This is a genomic window from Flavobacterium sp. RSP46, from assembly GCF_003984825.1.
In the GTDB taxonomy this organism is placed as follows: domain Bacteria; phylum Bacteroidota; class Bacteroidia; order Flavobacteriales; family Flavobacteriaceae; genus Flavobacterium.
In genome coordinates, this window is the sequence record NZ_RYDM01000006.1 from 18,673 (window position 1) to 34,552 (window position 15,880).

Annotated in this window: 12 protein-coding genes; 3 read left to right on the forward strand and 9 right to left on the reverse strand. The window is 34.8% G+C overall.

What is annotated here, in order from left to right; genetic code table 11:
- Positions 1–410 precede the first annotated feature (410 nt).
- Positions 411–1,961, reverse strand: a complete 1,551-nt coding sequence (locus EKM01_RS10460; protein WP_126768255.1) for a RagB/SusD family nutrient uptake outer membrane protein — start codon at positions 1,959–1,961, stop codon at positions 411–413.
- Positions 1,962–1,965: 4 nt separating this feature from the next.
- Positions 1,966–5,070, reverse strand: a complete 3,105-nt coding sequence (locus EKM01_RS10465; RefSeq protein ID WP_126768257.1) for a TonB-dependent receptor — start codon at positions 5,068–5,070, stop codon at positions 1,966–1,968.
- Positions 5,071–5,269: 199 nt separating this feature from the next.
- Between EKM01_RS10465 and EKM01_RS10470 the strand changes: the two genes are divergently transcribed.
- Entirely contained in the window at positions 5,270–5,929 is a 660-nt protein-coding gene (locus EKM01_RS10470; protein WP_126768381.1) for a ribonuclease HII, read from the forward strand.
- A 25-nt stretch (positions 5,930–5,954) separates the two neighbouring features.
- On the opposite strand, the gene lipB is transcribed toward EKM01_RS10470, so the two are convergent.
- Both lipB and EKM01_RS14940 read right to left on the reverse strand, forming a co-directional pair.
- On the reverse strand, positions 5,955–6,686 hold the full coding sequence (lipB, locus tag EKM01_RS10475; protein ID WP_126562224.1) for a lipoyl(octanoyl) transferase LipB: 732 nt from the start codon (positions 6,684–6,686) through the stop codon (positions 5,955–5,957).
- A 920-nt stretch (positions 6,687–7,606) separates the two neighbouring features.
- Positions 7,607–7,741, reverse strand: a complete 135-nt coding sequence (locus EKM01_RS14940; RefSeq protein ID WP_255416231.1) for a hypothetical protein — start codon at positions 7,739–7,741, stop codon at positions 7,607–7,609.
- Positions 7,742–8,010: 269 nt separating this feature from the next.
- Here EKM01_RS14940 and lysS point away from each other — a divergent pair, with 269 nt between their 5' ends.
- Positions 8,011–9,720: a lysine--tRNA ligase gene (gene lysS, locus EKM01_RS10485; protein WP_126555192.1), complete on the forward strand. Its 1,710-nt coding sequence runs from the start codon at positions 8,011–8,013 to the stop codon at positions 9,718–9,720.
- A 332-nt stretch (positions 9,721–10,052) separates the two neighbouring features.
- On the opposite strand, the gene EKM01_RS10490 is transcribed toward lysS, so the two are convergent.
- Together EKM01_RS10490 and EKM01_RS10495 are read right to left on the reverse strand one after the other, a co-directional pair.
- The gene (locus EKM01_RS10490; protein ID WP_126556148.1) at positions 10,053–10,604 is read right to left on the reverse strand and encodes a carboxymuconolactone decarboxylase family protein; all 552 of its coding nucleotides are present in this window, start codon (positions 10,602–10,604) and stop codon (positions 10,053–10,055) included.
- A gap of 88 nt (positions 10,605–10,692) precedes the next feature.
- A complete protein-coding gene (locus tag EKM01_RS10495; protein ID WP_126568855.1) occupies positions 10,693–11,547 on the reverse strand; it encodes an AraC family transcriptional regulator in 855 nt (284 codons plus the stop codon).
- Positions 11,548–12,058: 511 nt separating this feature from the next.
- On the opposite strand from EKM01_RS10495, the gene EKM01_RS10500 reads away from it, so the two are divergent.
- Positions 12,059–12,523, forward strand: coding sequence for a hypothetical protein (locus EKM01_RS10500; protein ID WP_126556142.1), 465 nt, complete (start codon positions 12,059–12,061; stop codon positions 12,521–12,523).
- 192 nt (positions 12,524–12,715) lie between these two features.
- Here EKM01_RS10500 and hemL read toward each other — a convergent pair whose 3' ends face one another.
- The 3 genes from hemL to EKM01_RS10515 are packed head-to-tail and all read right to left on the reverse strand — an operon-like array spanning position 12,716 to position 15,847.
- On the reverse strand, positions 12,716–14,002 hold the full coding sequence (gene hemL, locus EKM01_RS10505; protein ID WP_126768260.1) for a glutamate-1-semialdehyde 2,1-aminomutase: 1,287 nt from the start codon (positions 14,000–14,002) through the stop codon (positions 12,716–12,718).
- A gap of 32 nt (positions 14,003–14,034) precedes the next feature.
- Positions 14,035–14,940 carry a glucosaminidase domain-containing protein gene (locus tag EKM01_RS10510; protein WP_126462017.1) on the reverse strand — a complete coding sequence of 302 codons (906 nt, stop codon included), beginning with the start codon at positions 14,938–14,940 and terminating at the stop codon, positions 14,035–14,037.
- The gene (locus EKM01_RS10515) at positions 14,933–15,847 is read right to left on the reverse strand and encodes a 1-aminocyclopropane-1-carboxylate deaminase/D-cysteine desulfhydrase (RefSeq protein ID WP_370274312.1); all 915 of its coding nucleotides are present in this window, start codon (positions 15,845–15,847) and stop codon (positions 14,933–14,935) included. Before EKM01_RS10515 ends, EKM01_RS10510 begins: the two co-directional genes overlap by 8 nt.
- Positions 15,848–15,880: the final 33 nt, after the last annotated feature.

The window sequence follows — 15,880 nt, forward strand, 5'->3', positions numbered from 1 at the left end:
CCTGAAACAGTTCAAAAGACACAAAAATCAAGTATTTTTTATCAAGACACTCGACATAGTAAACTTGACAACCCATTAGAAAAACCAAACAGAAAAGTTGATTTAAAAACTTATTGAAAAGACAAATTGGTCAAACTTTAATATCAGTAACAGATTTTTCATTTTGAGTGAACAAACCAAAACGAGCTTCATCTTGAAAACATAAGTTAACTTAGTTAAAATCACCTACCGTATTTAGTACTATTTCTATATTATATTTTCGTTTGGTATAACTCAATGAATTTTCTTATCAAATAAGCCATGAATTTTTACCTTTATAACGCTGAAATACTAAAAATCATTAAATAAAAAAACCTTCCACAATCAAAATGACTGGGGAAGGCTCTCTCTTGTTAAAATATGAATCTACATTACCAGCCTGGATTTTGCTGAGCAGCTAAAATTTTATTAGTTGTTGTTACCAATAATGGTATTGGCCATAAGAACCTAAAATCACTTCCTGGGATCGCAGCATTTGTTCTTGGGCCTGTATACGGTGTTCCCAAAGTAAATGAACCAGCAGGAGGATTACCATTAGCTAATTTAGAAGGAATTCCATCAATTGGAAACAAATCATCCCCTTGTAATCTGTGAATATCTGACCATCTTCTTCCTTCACAAATAAATTCTATTCTGCGTTCTTTTAATATTGCACCAACTAAATCTTTTGCTGTTGCAAAACTTGCTGTAGTATAAGTTTGAGTAGATGGAACAGCTAATGATCTATTTCTTACTCTATTCAACTGTGTCAAAGCTGATGTTAAATCCGGCGAAGTTTTTCTAGCATTAGCTTCTGCCATATTCAAAAGTACTTCTGCGAAACGAATTACTGGAGCGGGATCAGTTGAATTTGTAATATCAGTATATTTGTTTGTTAAAACATTACCCGCATTGATCGTTGTCATCACACCATTCTCTCTTCTTTTATCATCATTTAACCACATCGCGTCTCTCCAAATGATTGGACTAATACAAATTAAAGCTCTATTTTTATACATTGACGCAAGTGAACCGTTGACACCAGGGTTTTGACCAGCTGTGGCACCATGTTGAATTGAAAAAATAGTTTCAACATTCGTACCTAACGTAAAAGCACCGGCTGGAGTTGGAGCTAAAGAAAGAGCAGATAATTTCGACCCTTCAACTACAACATTATCCCAATCTCTTTTTTGCAGATACACTCTAGTTTTAAAAGCGATAGCAGCTTCTTTTGTTGCTCTAAATTTATTAGTACCAATGAGGTTGCTCTCAGCAAAATTCAAATCAGCTAAAACTTTAGCATAGCACTCCGCTACTGAATTTCTTCCTTGCGCTTTTTCGCTCTCTACTTCCGCGTCAGTATCAACACCTACCTCTCTGTATGGTAGACCGGGGTGACTAGCACCGACAGTAAAATTGTAAGGCCTTGCGAAATAATTCAACATTTCAAAATGTGTTATTGCTCTTAAAAATCTTGCCTCCGCTATGTAACTATTTCCAAGCTGAGCTGTAATAACATTTTTACTTACAGCATCAGTTACACCTTCAATAATTAGATTACATCTGTTAATTAATCGGTAACCATCAACAAAATAATAGGTGTTGTTTGCCGTACCAGCATCGTATGTACCTGTATATGTTAACTGATAAAATCCGGCTAAATTAATTACATCTTCTCCTCTATTATCTCCTTGCTGAACAAAAGCTGCACCCCAGATATAACCTCGACCACTATTCGGATTGTTTGCTGTATTATTAAAAATACCAACCGAAGCCGCGTTATACATACCGTTCATTGAAGCCGTTATCAAAGTAGGTGTTGTGAATGCAACATCAGACGCTACCGCATTTATAGGAGTTAGTTCCAATATTTTCTCATCTGAACAAGAAAACAATCCCATTACTAGCATTACACTAGTTACTATTTTTATGTATTTTTTCATTTTTTTATAAATTTACGTTAATACCAATTGAAAAAATTCTTGCTCTTGGTGTACCGTTTAAATCAACTCCAGAAGTTTCTAATTCTGGATCTAATCCTTTGTATTTCGTTATTAAAAATAAATTTTGTACCTGAGCTGACAATCTCACTCCTTCAACGCTTATTTTTTCGGTTAAAATTTTTGGAAACGAATACCCTAAACTTATGTTATCTAAACTAATAAAGTCTGCATCTTCTACAAAACGAGTTGTTAGATTACTTGCTTGGTTAATAAATGGATTTTGGTTAGCAACTAATCTAGGCGTAACTCCGTCACCAGGATTTGTTGGACTTTGCCATCTACCAAGGATTTCTGTGCTATTGTTGCTTAAACCTAAATTAAGTAAATCTCTTCTAGTACCATTAAAAACTTTGTTTCCACCACTGAAACGAATCAAGAAGCTAAAATCAAAATCCTTATAGCTCATTCTAGAATTAAATCCACCAAAATAAGTAGGAAGTGAATTTCCCTGAATCTTTTTATCGGCTTGTGTTAAAGACGATGCAACGGATACATTTGTGGGATCGGCTGGATTAAATACTTTGTAATTAGCTGTTGCGATATTTCCTTGAACCAAGCTACCATCAGCTTTATAATAGACCGGATTACCGTTTGCAGCGTTTACACCCCAATATGTAAATCCATAAAGTGAGTTTAATGATTCACCTTCCCGAATAATGATATTTGGCTGAATATTTATATCTCCTGAGCTTCCACCAATGATATCTGCACCATTATTTGGCAAATTGTAAACTTTATTTTTCTGTAAGGTTAAATTTGCATTGACATTCCACTTGAAATCTTTAGTGTTTATAACACTATAATCTACTCCAAATTCATACCCTTTGTTTAATACATTTGCAGCATTTCTATCTATTGCATTTCCTGGAACGCCTAATGAAGGATCTATCGGAAACTGAAGTACTACATCTTCAGAGGTATTCTTGAAATAATCAAAGTTTAAAGTCAAACGATTATTAAATAAAGACAAATCTACTCCATAATCAATTTTAGTACTTGTTTCCCATTTTAAATTTCTGTTTGCAAAAGTTGTAAATGCGATACCATTGTTTGGTCCATAAAATGAAGGAGAATATGTACTCAAATAAGGATAATTACTTCTTCCCACATTTGTGTTACCCGTTAAAGAGTAAGACCCTCTGATTTTGAATTGAGAAATGACACTTTTAAAATTTTCCATAAAACTTTCATTCGCAATATTCCAACCTCCAGAAACACCAGGAAAACTTTGGTAGCGAATATCTGAATTAAATTTCGATAGTCCATCACGTCTTATAGTACCTTGAACAAAATATTTTTCTTTATAATTATAACTTGCTCTTCCAATATAAGAAATAATACCTTCTTCGCTGACACCACCCCCTGATTCTTGAGTACCAAAAGCCCCTGTTACCACATTTTCATTAAAAAATGGATCAGTTATATTGGTACCAGTACCAAAAAAACCTTCATTTCTCTCTTTTTGAGCTTCATAAACTGCTGTCAAAGATAAATTGTGATCATCACTAAATGTTTTATTGTAGGACAAAACATTTTGAACATTCCAACGAGTTAAAGTATTATTATTATTACTTAATCGTCCATTAGTTCCACGTCCATCACCATGTAATGGATTCCAATATAAAAATCCGTTTGTTGAAGCGTTATCAACTCCAATTTGGAAACGATAATTTAAACCTTTAAGGATATCAGCGGATAAAAAAGCACTGGATATAATCCTAGTTACCTTAGATTCAAACTTGTTGTTTGCTAATACAAAGCTAATATTGGATAAATTATCCGTGGCTTGTGTAAGATTTGTACCTTGACCAATATTTCCGGATGCATTAAGGTTAAAACCTGTTGGGTTTGTTGCATCAAAAGGAGAAGTATTAGGCAACTGTCTTATTGCACTAAAGATATTTCCTGAAATAGAGTTCCTTCCTGTATTCAATCCGTAAGTATTAGTTTTGGTAACCCCAATGTTAGCTCCGGCTGTTAACCATGACGTCACTTCATGTTCTAGATTTGACCTAAGAGAATAACGATCTAAACTGTTTGACTTCGCAATACCATCTTGAGTAGAGTAACCTAAAGACATGAAATATCTAGTCTTGTCAGAACCTCCACTAAAAGATAGAGAATGATCTGTTTGAACAGCACCTTTATTCAAAACCTGACTTTGCCAATCAGTATCAAAATTACTTCCAGCTGCCCAAGCCGCTTGACCAGCATTTAATCTTTTTTCGTTATTAATAACTAGAAAATCAGCAGTTTTAAGTAAATCAAATCTTTTTGTTGCTGAAGCAAATCCAGTAACATTACTATAAGAAACTTTCATTGTTCCTTTTTTACCTCTTTTAGTAGTAATTAAAATCACACCGTTTGCAGCTCTAGAACCATAAATTGCAGTCGCAGCACCATCTTTCAAGACTTCGAAAGACTCTATATCGTTAGGATTAATATCGGCCAAACCATTGGTGTCAGCAGAACCTCCAATATCTCCAGAGTAAATTGGTAAACCATCCACTACATACAAAGGTTGAGTACCACTATTAATGGTAGCCACACCTCTAATTCTAACCCTCGGCGCTACACCCAAAATCCCGTTTTGTGTAGTAACTTGCACACCTGCAGCTCTTCCTGCTAATTGACTTTCAAAACTAGGTGTAATTAGACCTTTTATAGCTTCTCCACTAATGGAGGAAATCGAACTAGTAAGGTCTTTCTTTTTCTGAACACCATAACCTACAACAATAACCTCTTCTAAGGCATTATCTGCTTGTAACATTTTAATGTTAACCGTGGATGAAGCTCCAATATTTGCTGTCATATCTTTCATACCAACAAATGAAAATACTAAAACTTCCCCATTACTTCCTTTAATGGAATATTTACCATCAAAATCTGTTTGTGTGCTTCTATTTGTTCCTTTAATAATAACATTCACTCCAGGAATAGGTCCTGTAGCATCAGACACTACACCTGTAACGGTCTTTTCTTGTGCGAACACAAATTGCATTGACAAAGCCAACAGCAACGTAAAAATCCATTTAAATTTTGATCTCATATTAATTTGTTTTGAATTAGTTATTTCACAAAAATCTTAATAATTCTTTAAATAAACAAGCTTTTATAAAATTTAACACTTTGTGTTTTTGACACCATTCCTCTTCAAAAAATAAACATACCAATGAAATTTAGTTATTATGACACTACAAACTGCGGATAATCACTTCAAAAATCTTATTTTTGTCAAAATCAATTTAATGTTAAGTCCTTTTTTTTTAACGCCATATTTAGAAACCGGAACTGATGAGGCCGGTCGGGGTTGTCTGGCGGGCCCCGTGACTGCAGCAGCCGTAATACTACCTGCGCATTTCCAAAATGAGTTATTAAATGACAGCAAACAATTGTCTGAGAAAATAAGAGAAAAATTAAAACCTATTATAGAACAAGAATGTGTTTCATTTGCCGTAACCCATCTGGAACCGTTGATTATTGACCAAATAAACATTTTGAACGCCTCCATAAAAGCAATGCAGGAAAGTATTTTAAAACTAAATCCAAGACCTGAATCCATTATTGTAGACGGAAATAGTCCGTTGATTCCTAAGGGAGGGATTAAAAATCGCGGAGGAAAGATTTTTACCGATGCTGAAATTGAAATCCTACATTCGATTCCGAATGCCAGTATCATAAAAGGAGATTCAAAATTTATGAGTATTGCCGCCGCTTCCGTATTAGCAAAAACGTATCGGGATGAATATATGAATCGGATTCATGAGGAATTCCCAATGTACAATTGGAAACAAAATAAAGGATATCCTACCAAAGAACACCGGGAAGCCATTCGGAAATATGGGGTTACAAAACACCACCGAATGACATTTCATTTGTTGCCGGAACAGTATTGTTTTGATTTTTGAATTTAGATTGCTTCGCCAGTTCGCCTTACAGGCTCGTGTAACGATTTTTGAGTGCAGGTTTCTCAAAAGTGGCATCAAAAAGAATGGCAAAATGTTTCAGGATTTTTTCTTTGACTTCTTGTTCATTCACTTTGGCTACGCCTAGTTCTACGTTCAAAGAAGTTACGGCTTTACCGCGAATCCCACAGGGAATAATATTGTCAAAATAACCCAAATCAGCATTTACGTTTAAAGCAAATCCGTGCATAGTGACCCAACGGGAAGCGCGAACGCCCATTGCACAAATTTTTCTGGCAAATGGTGTTCCTGCGCCTAACCAAACGCCAGTTTCGCCTTCGCTTCTGCCACAAACAATTCCATATTCTTCAAGGGTAAGAATAATAGCTTCCTCCAGAAACCGTAGGTATTTATGAATATCCGTAAAAAAATTTTCTAAGTCTATAATAGGATACCCTACGATTTGTCCAGGTCCGTGATAGGTAATATCGCCACCACGATTGATTTTATAAAAAGTAGCTCCTTTAGCTTCCAATTGTTTTTCAGACAAAAGTAAATTACTTAAATCACCACTTTTGCCTAATGTATATACATGCGGATGTGCTACAAAAAGGAAATAATTGGGTGTTTGTAAACTCGTTTCTTCTCTCCTATTTTTAATTTTTAAGTCAACTATTTCTTTGAACAATTCTTCTTGGTATTCCCAAGTTTCTTTGTAACCTTTAGTTCCTAAATCTTGAAGTTGGATGTTTTTATTCATGTGTCATTGCGAGGAACGAAGCAATCCTATTTCGTTCACTTATTTTTGAATGACAAAGGTACAACGTTTTGAGTTTACTGTTTTTTCCTATAAGGTTTTTTTTCAAACCTTGCAGGTATGATATAAAATTATGAATCAAAAATAATTAGTCTCGGACTTGAACTAATTTCGATGTTTTATCAATGCGCCAAAAAAGTCACCTACAAGATTTGAAAAAACCATTGAAGGATTAACTCATATTTCTGTCAAATTGAGCGCAGTCGAGACTAACCAAATGAGTCTCGACTGCGCTCGACTTGACCATAAGGCGATTATTTAAGTTCAATATTATTATTCCAAAACAACTTCAAGATTTATACTCTCCGGGTTTTTAAACAATCTGTGATTAGAAATTGCATTTCCAGTGCTTTTTTGTCATCGCTTATTTTTGAATTTATATTTGAACCCGATTTTATTTTTCGAGGAAAATGATATTTCAAAATAAAATTTTGAACGGCTTTAAATTTATGGAAGCGTATTTTTAATCTTTCAATTTCTTCTTGTTGCTTTTTTAATTCTACTGCGTCTGTAATTTTGACAATTCTTTTAAAAGTACTTCCATCAAAAGTAAAGCTAACACTATAATAATGTTCTTCGGCAACCAATGCATAATTATTTTCTATATCATCCGCCTATTCTTCGGTTTTGTATAAATCAGCAACTTCGGCTATTGTATTAAATTTTTGACTGATTATTATGCAAAATTCTTTCTCGAAGGAACTTTTCTTACTATGGACTTTTACCGTAGTAATTTTTTTAAAAATGGCTTTTTCGGATGCTGGTAATTTGGAAAACGTCTCGGAATTTTTGGTTATCAGATCTTTAAAAACATAAGTTGTATCAAGAAAAACGTCTTCTTTGGAGTGATTTTCAGCTATAAATTACATACAACGATGTTCATCGCGGAGTAATTCTGTTTCAATTTCTCCGGTTCCGTCTTGGTTTAGACAAATGGTTTCTGTTACTTGGCAACTGATCAAAAATAATACTAAAAGCAGTAAATCGTGTTTTTCCATTTGGTAATTTAAAATACTTATTGGTTTCTATATATGTTATTTGTACTATTTTTCATGTTGATTTAAAAAAATAAAAGTCGTAGCATAGCCCCGATAGCAGTGGCATCCTTTTTTTCTTGTTTTTTTTTTGAACAAGAAAAAAAGATAAAACGAATAGCGGGACGGATCGTCTTGAAGAAACAAAATATTCTGCTCCAAAAAACGGTACATTTTAAACTTTAAATTTTAAAACTTATATAGTATCTTTGCGCTCTTAAAATCAGCATAAAATGGCATTATCCGAACAAGAAATATTACGTAGAGAAGCACTTACAGAATTACGCAATTTAGGTATTGAGCCTTATCCTGCAGCCGAATTTATTACAACCGCATATTCTAGCGAAATTCTAGCTGATTTTGCAAAATACGAAGGTAAGGAAGTGGTTTTAGCGGGTCGTTTGATGGGGAAGCGTATCATGGGAAAGGCGTCATTTGCCGAATTGAAAGATGCTGAAGGGCGTATTCAAATCTATGTTTCGAGAGATGATATTTCGACAGATGAGGAGAAAACCATGTATAATGTCGTTTTCAAAAAACTGTTGGATATTGGCGATTTTATTGGGATTCGCGGAACGGTTTTCAAAACGCAAGTGGGAGAAATCTCGGTTCATGTTTATGGATTGACGGTTTTGGCCAAAGCCTTGAAACCACTTCCTGTTGTAAAAACGGATGCTGATGGTAAAACACACGATGCTTTTGCTGATCCGGAACAAAGATACCGTCGTCGGTACGTGGATTTGACCGTGAATGATCATGTAAAAGAAACGTTTATCAAAAGAACAAAATTGTTCAATGCAATGCGTTCTTTTTTTAATGACAAAGGATATCTTGAAGTAGAAACGCCTGTTTTGCAACCAATTCCCGGTGGTGCTGCAGCGCGTCCTTTTATCACGCATCACAACTCGCTTGATATGCCTTTGTACATGCGTATTGCGAACGAATTATACTTAAAAAGATTGATTGTTGGTGGTTTTGAAGGGGTTTATGAGTTTTCGAAAAATTTTCGTAACGAAGGAATGGACCGTACCCACAACCCAGAATTTACTGCCATGGAAATATATGTAGCCTACAAAGACTACAACTGGATGATGAAATTTGCCGAAGACCTTTTAGAACATTGCGCGATTGCCGTAAATGGAAGCTCAGAAGTTACTTTTGGAGAACATACCATCAATTTTAAAGCGCCTTACGCCAGAGTGACAATGACGGACTCTATCAAACATTTTACTGGATTTGATATTTCAGGAAAAAGTGAAACAGCGTTATTTGATGCTGCCAGAGGAATGGGAATTGATGTAGATGCAACCATGGGGAAAGGGAAACTGATTGATGAGATTTTTGGCGCGAAATGCGAAGGAAATTACATTCAGCCTACTTACATCACGGATTACCCAAAGGAAATGTCTCCGCTTTGCAAGCAACACCGTGACAATCCAGAATTGACAGAACGTTTTGAATTGATGGTTTGCGGAAAAGAAGTGGCAAACGCCTATTCTGAATTGAATGACCCAATTGACCAAAGAGCCCGTTTTGAAGACCAAATGAGATTGGCTGAAAAAGGAGATGATGAAGCCACAGGAATAATTGACGAAGATTTCTTGAGAGCATTAGAATACGGAATGCCTCCAACATCCGGAATGGGAATTGGAATGGATCGATTGATTATGTATTTGACAAATAATGCTTCTATCCAGGAAGTGTTGTTGTTCCCACAAATGCGCCCAGAAAAAACTCAAGTTAAAATTGAATTGGAAGACGATGAGAAATTGATTATTGACCTTTTGAAAGTCAATGAAAACCAAATGGATTTTGGTTTACTAAAAATCAAATCGGAACTGAGCGGTAAAAAATGGGATAAAGCCATGAAAAATTTATCTTCTTTAGGATTGACCGAAGTTGTGGTAAATGGCGACAGCAAAGCGTGTCGATTGAAAGCCTAAGTGTATTATAGAGCTATATTTATAAAAAAGGAGCTTCAAATTGAAGCTCCTTTTTTATAAAGAATATTATTTTTTATGACTGTCCGTAACTGATACCAAGTTGTTTCTAAAGCAGTAATCATCAATCTAACCCGATATCGCGGATTTCATAGCAGTTACTTTTTTGATTCAGACCCAAATATATACTTTTTTGCCATTGATACAAGTAACGTATAGTCATATAGTTTAAATAGGACTTCAATGGTTACTATCCAAGGAATTCATCCATTTACGACTTGTGGTAAAAGCCAACACATTGAGTAACTGCATTAGCAATTAAAAAAGATGTCTGATTATTTTTTCCAAGCTCTTCCGGCAAAAGCATCATCTAATTCAGGATTTGTGTTGTGATTAGAATAGTTACTAATTGTTTTTACCGCAATTCCGGCAATAATACCTAAAACATGCGTTTCTGTATATCCTGCGGCTAAAAAGGCATCAACTTCTTCTTGTGCAACATTCCCGCGGTTTGCAGTAAGCGAACGCGTTAGTTTTGATAAAGCGGCTAGTTTTAGATCTGGCACTTCTTTTCCATCGCGAATGGCATTGGTTACTTCAGTGGGTACTTTTGACATTTTATCGGCAATAAAACTGTGAGCAGCCGTACAATATTCACAATTATTTTCATAAGCTACCGAAAGAAAAACAACTTCTTGTTCTACAGAATTAAAACCTGAATTGGCTCTAAAGCTGTTGTATCCATAAATATAGATATCTAACAACGCTGGATTTTGCCCCATGCCTTTGTACATATTAGGTACAAATCCTAATGTTTTTTGAGTGTTGTCAAAAATTGCTTGAGATATTGGAGAAACTGGATTATTTTCTAATTTTAAATGTGCCATAATTTTTGTTTTATATTAATTAGTATTTGTTATTCAACATTACAAAGGTGCAACAAATAAGAAGCTTAGACTTTTGTAATTCGTTCAACTATTTGGGTAATTGGTTCAAACGGAAATTTGATGGCGTTTGACTGTATTTTTCGTGAAAAAGTGTCGAAAAATTGGCTAAATCATTGAAACCACAATCGAAAGCAATGTTTGTAATGCGTTCATCAGATATTAATAAAAGTTCAGCTGCTTTTTCTAATTTTTTATTTCTAATATAATTGGCTGGACTATCGTCATAATTTTTTTTGAATTCTCTCTTGAATGATGAAAGACTTAGGTTGGTCATTTGAGCCAACTCTTCCGAACTTATAGGATTGTATAAACTATTTTCTATAATTTGCTTAAAAGTATAACTAGTAGGAGAAAAAAGTTGAGATAAAATTTGTTGAATAACAGGCGCATTTTTGGTTTGACATAAAAGCAGAATTATTTCTTTTAATTTAATGACTAACAAATCTTCGTTAATAAGTGTGGGATTGTCAAAATAAAAAAGCAAGCCTTCTATGTATTTTTGGATTAGAAAATCGTTATTGATTTGGGTTATATCAATAGTTTGATCGACTAATTTTGGTTGCTGAAAAATCTTAGGCAGATCGGTCTCATAAATTTTCTTGAGTATTTCAGGATGAAAATGGACAAATACGATCTGACTTTTTTTAGAAAGAGTATTGCCTTTCATTTGACTGAAGTAAGTACCACATTTGAGCAAAACCGCTTCGTTTACGGGTACTGATATACTTTGATGCTGCATTTTGTAGTCTACTTGCCCTTCGAGCATGTATAGAAAACAAGCTTCATTAGGCACTGGATTTGGGATTTTGAATGGTGCTTCTATTGTCACTTTTTCAAAAATTATATTTCCGAATAATTGGTATTGTTTTCTTTCTGTAATCATTTGAATAGTGTTAAGAGCAAACCAACATCTCGTTTATTTTTTCCGAGACGAAAAACAAAAACCTAGTTTTAGAGTCAAATGGAATTAATCCCTTTATAAATTCCAGCTTCCTCTTTTTTTAGCGATTTCCGTCAATGGCTATTCGTTTTTGTTTGTCGCTTTATAATTAGCTAAAGTACTATAAAATTTAGATTTCAAAACCATATCTAACTCTTTTACTACGATATTTAGCTTTTTTTTGATAGTCTTTACCATCGAGTCTAGAGTTAAATTACTACTGTTTTAGGGGTGCAAAAAAACAAATAATAAACCATAGTGATAGTTTTTTAGAATTTCACAACAAATTAACGATTGAGTTATCGCATTAATTATAAGTAAAGCTATCCCAAATCAGGATTTTAAATATGATTTAAACCTTTACTACCCTAAAATCAAACGATAATTTTTTGTTAAGGATTAAACTTTTTAGGTCTATTGTTATCTTATATACATAGAACTTAAAACAAAACAAATGAAAAAATTATTTATCGTTGCATTATTAGTTGTCGGAATGACAAGCTTTGCACAAGAAAAAGAAGCAAGACCGGAAAGAGCTCAAATGGAGCAATTAACTCCTGATCAAAGAAATCAACTGCAGTTAAAAAAGATGACTCTGGAATTAGATTTGAATGCTTCACAACAAAAAGAAATGAGTACAATCATCGCGGAACAAAGTACTAAAAGAGAAGCTAAAATGGCCGAACGAAAAGCAACTAAAGATTCAGCTAAAAAACAACCGACTTCTGACGAACTTTTTGCTAAGAAAAGCCAAATGTTAGATGAGCAAATTGTGATGAAAAAACGAATAAAAAAAATTCTTTCAGCAGACCAATATAAAAAATGGGATGAAATGAAAGGGAACAAACATCACGGAATGAAAAAAAGAATGATGCATCATAAAAACAAAAAACCAGTAGAAACGGGTAATAAAAAATAATCCTTTCACTTAAACTAAGTAATAACCATGGTATAATGTCGTATTTTAAAATCAGGATAAAATTATATAACAATCTGATTTAAAGCTATTTTACTTAAAGTTAATTCTTTTGACTTTACGCCTTTTAAACTTTCGACTTACTTATTTCATCTTACTTCATAAAAAAGCCCCAAAATTTGGGGCTTTTTTGATTTAAAATGTTTTCGAAACTTTAGCTATCGCTTGAATGGTGAAATCTAAATCTGCATACGTTAATGCATCCGTAATAAACCATGTCTCATAGGCAGATGGCGCAATATAAATTCCTTCCTGCAATAATCCGTGAAAGAATTTCTTGAACGTTTCGTTGTCGCCGTTTGCAGCCGTTTGAAAGTCTACAACCGGAGCCGCATCAAAGTGAACCGAAATCATTGAGCCAATAGTGTTGATTGTAAATGTAACATGATTTGCTTTCAGCACTTTATCAATTCCTGCCGCCAAATACGCTGTTTTCTCTTCTAGTCTTTTAAAAATAGTACGATCACTGTCTAAAGCTTGTAACATGGCTAATCCTGCGGCCATTGCCAATGGATTTCCAGACAATGTTCCTGCCTGATACACAGGACCTAACGGAGCAAGATAATTCATGATTTCTGCTCGGGCGGCAAATGCACCAACAGGCAATCCTCCACCGATTACTTTCCCAAAACAAACGATATCAGCCGTTACATGCAATAATTCCTGAACACCACCAGCGGCGAGTCTGAAACCGGTCATTACCTCATCAAAAATCAAGAGAATTCCGTTGTCGGTACACAATTGGCGTAAGCCTTCCAGAAAGCCTTTATTAGGCGGAATACAACCCATATTCCCCGCAACAGGTTCCACGATTATAGCAGCAATTTCATTTTTATTCGCATCTATTAAAGTGGCTACGTTTTCTAAATCATTGTATCGTGCCAGCAAAGTATCCTTGGCCGTCCCTGCTGTAACACCAGGACTGTTTGGCGAACCAAAAGTAATGGCTCCACTTCCGGCTTGTATCAAAAACGAATCCGAATGTCCGTGGTAACAACCTGCAAATTTGATTATTTTATCTTTTTTTGTAAAACCACGAGCCAGCCGTACAGCGCTCATACAGGCTTCGGTACCAGAGTTTACAAATCTAATTTTATCGATATTTGGAACCATAGCAACGGCTAAAGCAGCAATTTGTGTTTCTAATTCTGTGGGCATCCCAAACGAGGTTCCCAACTTCGCTTTCTCTATCACGGCGTTCACAACCGGTTCGTAAGCGTGTCCTAAAATCATTGGTCCCCATGAATTGATATAATCAATCAAACGGTTGCCGTCTTCATCGTACAAATAAGCACCTTTGGCACTTTTGACAAAAATAGGAGTTCCTCCCACTGCTTTAAACGCTCTTACAGGTGAATTTACGCCACCGGGAATTACTTTTTCTGCTTCAGCAAAAAGCTGACTACTTCTTTTATATAACATGTATGAAATTATGAATTATCGTTATTTTAAAATTATTTTACTACCAGTTTTTGTCCAATAGAAAGGGCATTGTCCGAGAGGTTGTTTTTTTGTTTTAAATCCTCAATCTTTAATTCGAATTTTTTCGAAATAGAATATAGCGTATCGCCTTTTTGAACCACATAGGAATCCAGCCCCTTAGGGATTGTATTTCTGGATTCAACCGTTAATTCTGTTATCATTTGTTTTTCATTGGACACATAATTAATATCCAGAACCTGATTGTCATATTCATGCAAATTGTAGCGTTCAATATACGAAATCAATTTATCCGGATATTTAGGATCTGTGGCATATCCGGCGGCTTTTAAGCCTTTGGCCCAAGCTTTATAATCGCCTTTTGAGAATTCAAATAATCCAGCATAGCGGCTTCTTCCTGTTAAAAATAAAGCGTGATCTTTAAATGATTCTGATGGATTGTCATATTTTCTAAAACATTCCTGTGCAGCATCGTCATCATGCCTGATACTTTCACCTGTCCAGCCTACATGACATTTTATACCAAAATGATTGTTCGCATTTAAAGCCAAATTACCCTTCCCGGCACCAGACTCTAAAATGGCCTGCGCTAAAATAATACTTGCAGGAATACCATAATTCCTCATATTGCCCATTGCAATATCTTTGAATATGGAAACGTAGGTTACAATCACATCATTTGTAACTATTGTTTTTGAAGTTGAAACAATCTCTTCCGTTTCACTATTATTCAGCTCTTTACTAGATGATTTTCCTGCGGTGGCACGTACTGTTTTGGTTTTCTTTTCATATCCCTTTTTAGCCGTCGTAGCAATTTTTGATTTTGAAGGCGCTTTTTTGGTAGTAACAATAATTGGTTTAGTGGCATTACAACTCACCAAAGTTATTAGTATAAATAGCAGTAGGATTTTCTTAATCATTGATCTCAATTATTGGTAATTGTTTATTCCGAAGTTTCATATTCATTCCCTGAATTCCCTGAATTCCGCCCGTATGAATTAGTAAAATTTTTGATTGGGCAGGAAAATAGTTTTTTTGAATTAGATCTATAACACCAAAAACCATCTTTCCCGTGTAAATTGGATCTAAAGGAATCTTATTTTGCTTATAAAATGAATTGATAAACCCGATTAATGCTTCATTAACTTTTCCGTAGCCCCCAAAATGATAGTCTGTAATGAACTCCCAGTTTTCATTTTGTACAAAACTACGAATTTCTTCTTTCAAAAAGTCGCCTTTTAAGGCCGGAAACCCTAAAACTTTTTGATGCGGCAAAGCACTGTTTATGATACCGGAAATGGTACCGCCAGTTCCTATCGCACAACAAATATAATCAAATTGAGCATCTTCCTGAGTTAGAATTTCCTCACATCCCTTGATAGCAAGATCATTAGTCCCGCCTTCCGGCAGGAGATAAAAACGACCGAATTGTTGTTTTAATTTCTCCAAAAATGAGTCATCACTTTTTAACCGATACGCGTCTCTTGAAATAAATTCCAGTTGCATTCCACAATTTTGAGCGAAAATTAATGTTGGATTCTCTGAGATTTTACTTTCTAATTCCTCACCACGGATAATCCCGATGGTTTTAAATCCTTTTTCTTTTCCCGCATAAGCCACAGCTGCTATATGATTGGAAAAAGCACCTCCAAAAGTAAGCAATGTGGTCTGCTCGTTTTTTTTGGCTTCAAGCAAATTGTATTTCAGTTTTCTAAACTTATTTCCGGAAACAAAAGGATGAATCAAATCTTCTCGTTTGATGGTTACTGAAATAGAGTTCGGAAATGCTGTAATTACCTTTTGATTCAAACGAATATCTTTTGACACAAAGGTAAATTTATATATAAAAAAATACAACCT

Bases quoted from the DNA above. Each gene is read 5' to 3' on its own strand.
- EKM01_RS10490 (WP_126556148.1), bottom strand. From the start codon at position 10,604: ATGGCACATTTAAAATTAGAAAATAATCCAGTTTCTCCAATATCTCAA.
- EKM01_RS14940 (WP_255416231.1), bottom strand. From the start codon at position 7,741: ATGGAAAAACACGATTTACTGCTTTTAGTATTATTTTTGATCAGTTGC.
- EKM01_RS10500 (WP_126556142.1), top strand. From the start codon at position 12,059: ATGAAAAAATTATTTATCGTTGCATTATTAGTTGTCGGAATGACAAGC.
- lysS (WP_126555192.1), top strand. From the start codon at position 8,011: ATGGCATTATCCGAACAAGAAATATTACGTAGAGAAGCACTTACAGAA.
- EKM01_RS10460 (WP_126768255.1), bottom strand. From the start codon at position 1,961: ATGAAAAAATACATAAAAATAGTAACTAGTGTAATGCTAGTAATGGGA.
- EKM01_RS10465 (WP_126768257.1), bottom strand. From the start codon at position 5,070: ATGAGATCAAAATTTAAATGGATTTTTACGTTGCTGTTGGCTTTGTCA.
- lipB (WP_126562224.1), bottom strand. From the start codon at position 6,686: ATGAATAAAAACATCCAACTTCAAGATTTAGGAACTAAAGGTTACAAA.
- EKM01_RS10510 (WP_126462017.1), bottom strand. From the start codon at position 14,940: ATGATTAAGAAAATCCTACTGCTATTTATACTAATAACTTTGGTGAGT.
- EKM01_RS10470 (WP_126768381.1), top strand. From the start codon at position 5,270: ATGTTAAGTCCTTTTTTTTTAACGCCATATTTAGAAACCGGAACTGAT.
- EKM01_RS10495 (WP_126568855.1), bottom strand. From the start codon at position 11,547: ATGATTACAGAAAGAAAACAATACCAATTATTCGGAAATATAATTTTT.
- hemL (WP_126768260.1), bottom strand. From the start codon at position 14,002: ATGTTATATAAAAGAAGTAGTCAGCTTTTTGCTGAAGCAGAAAAAGTA.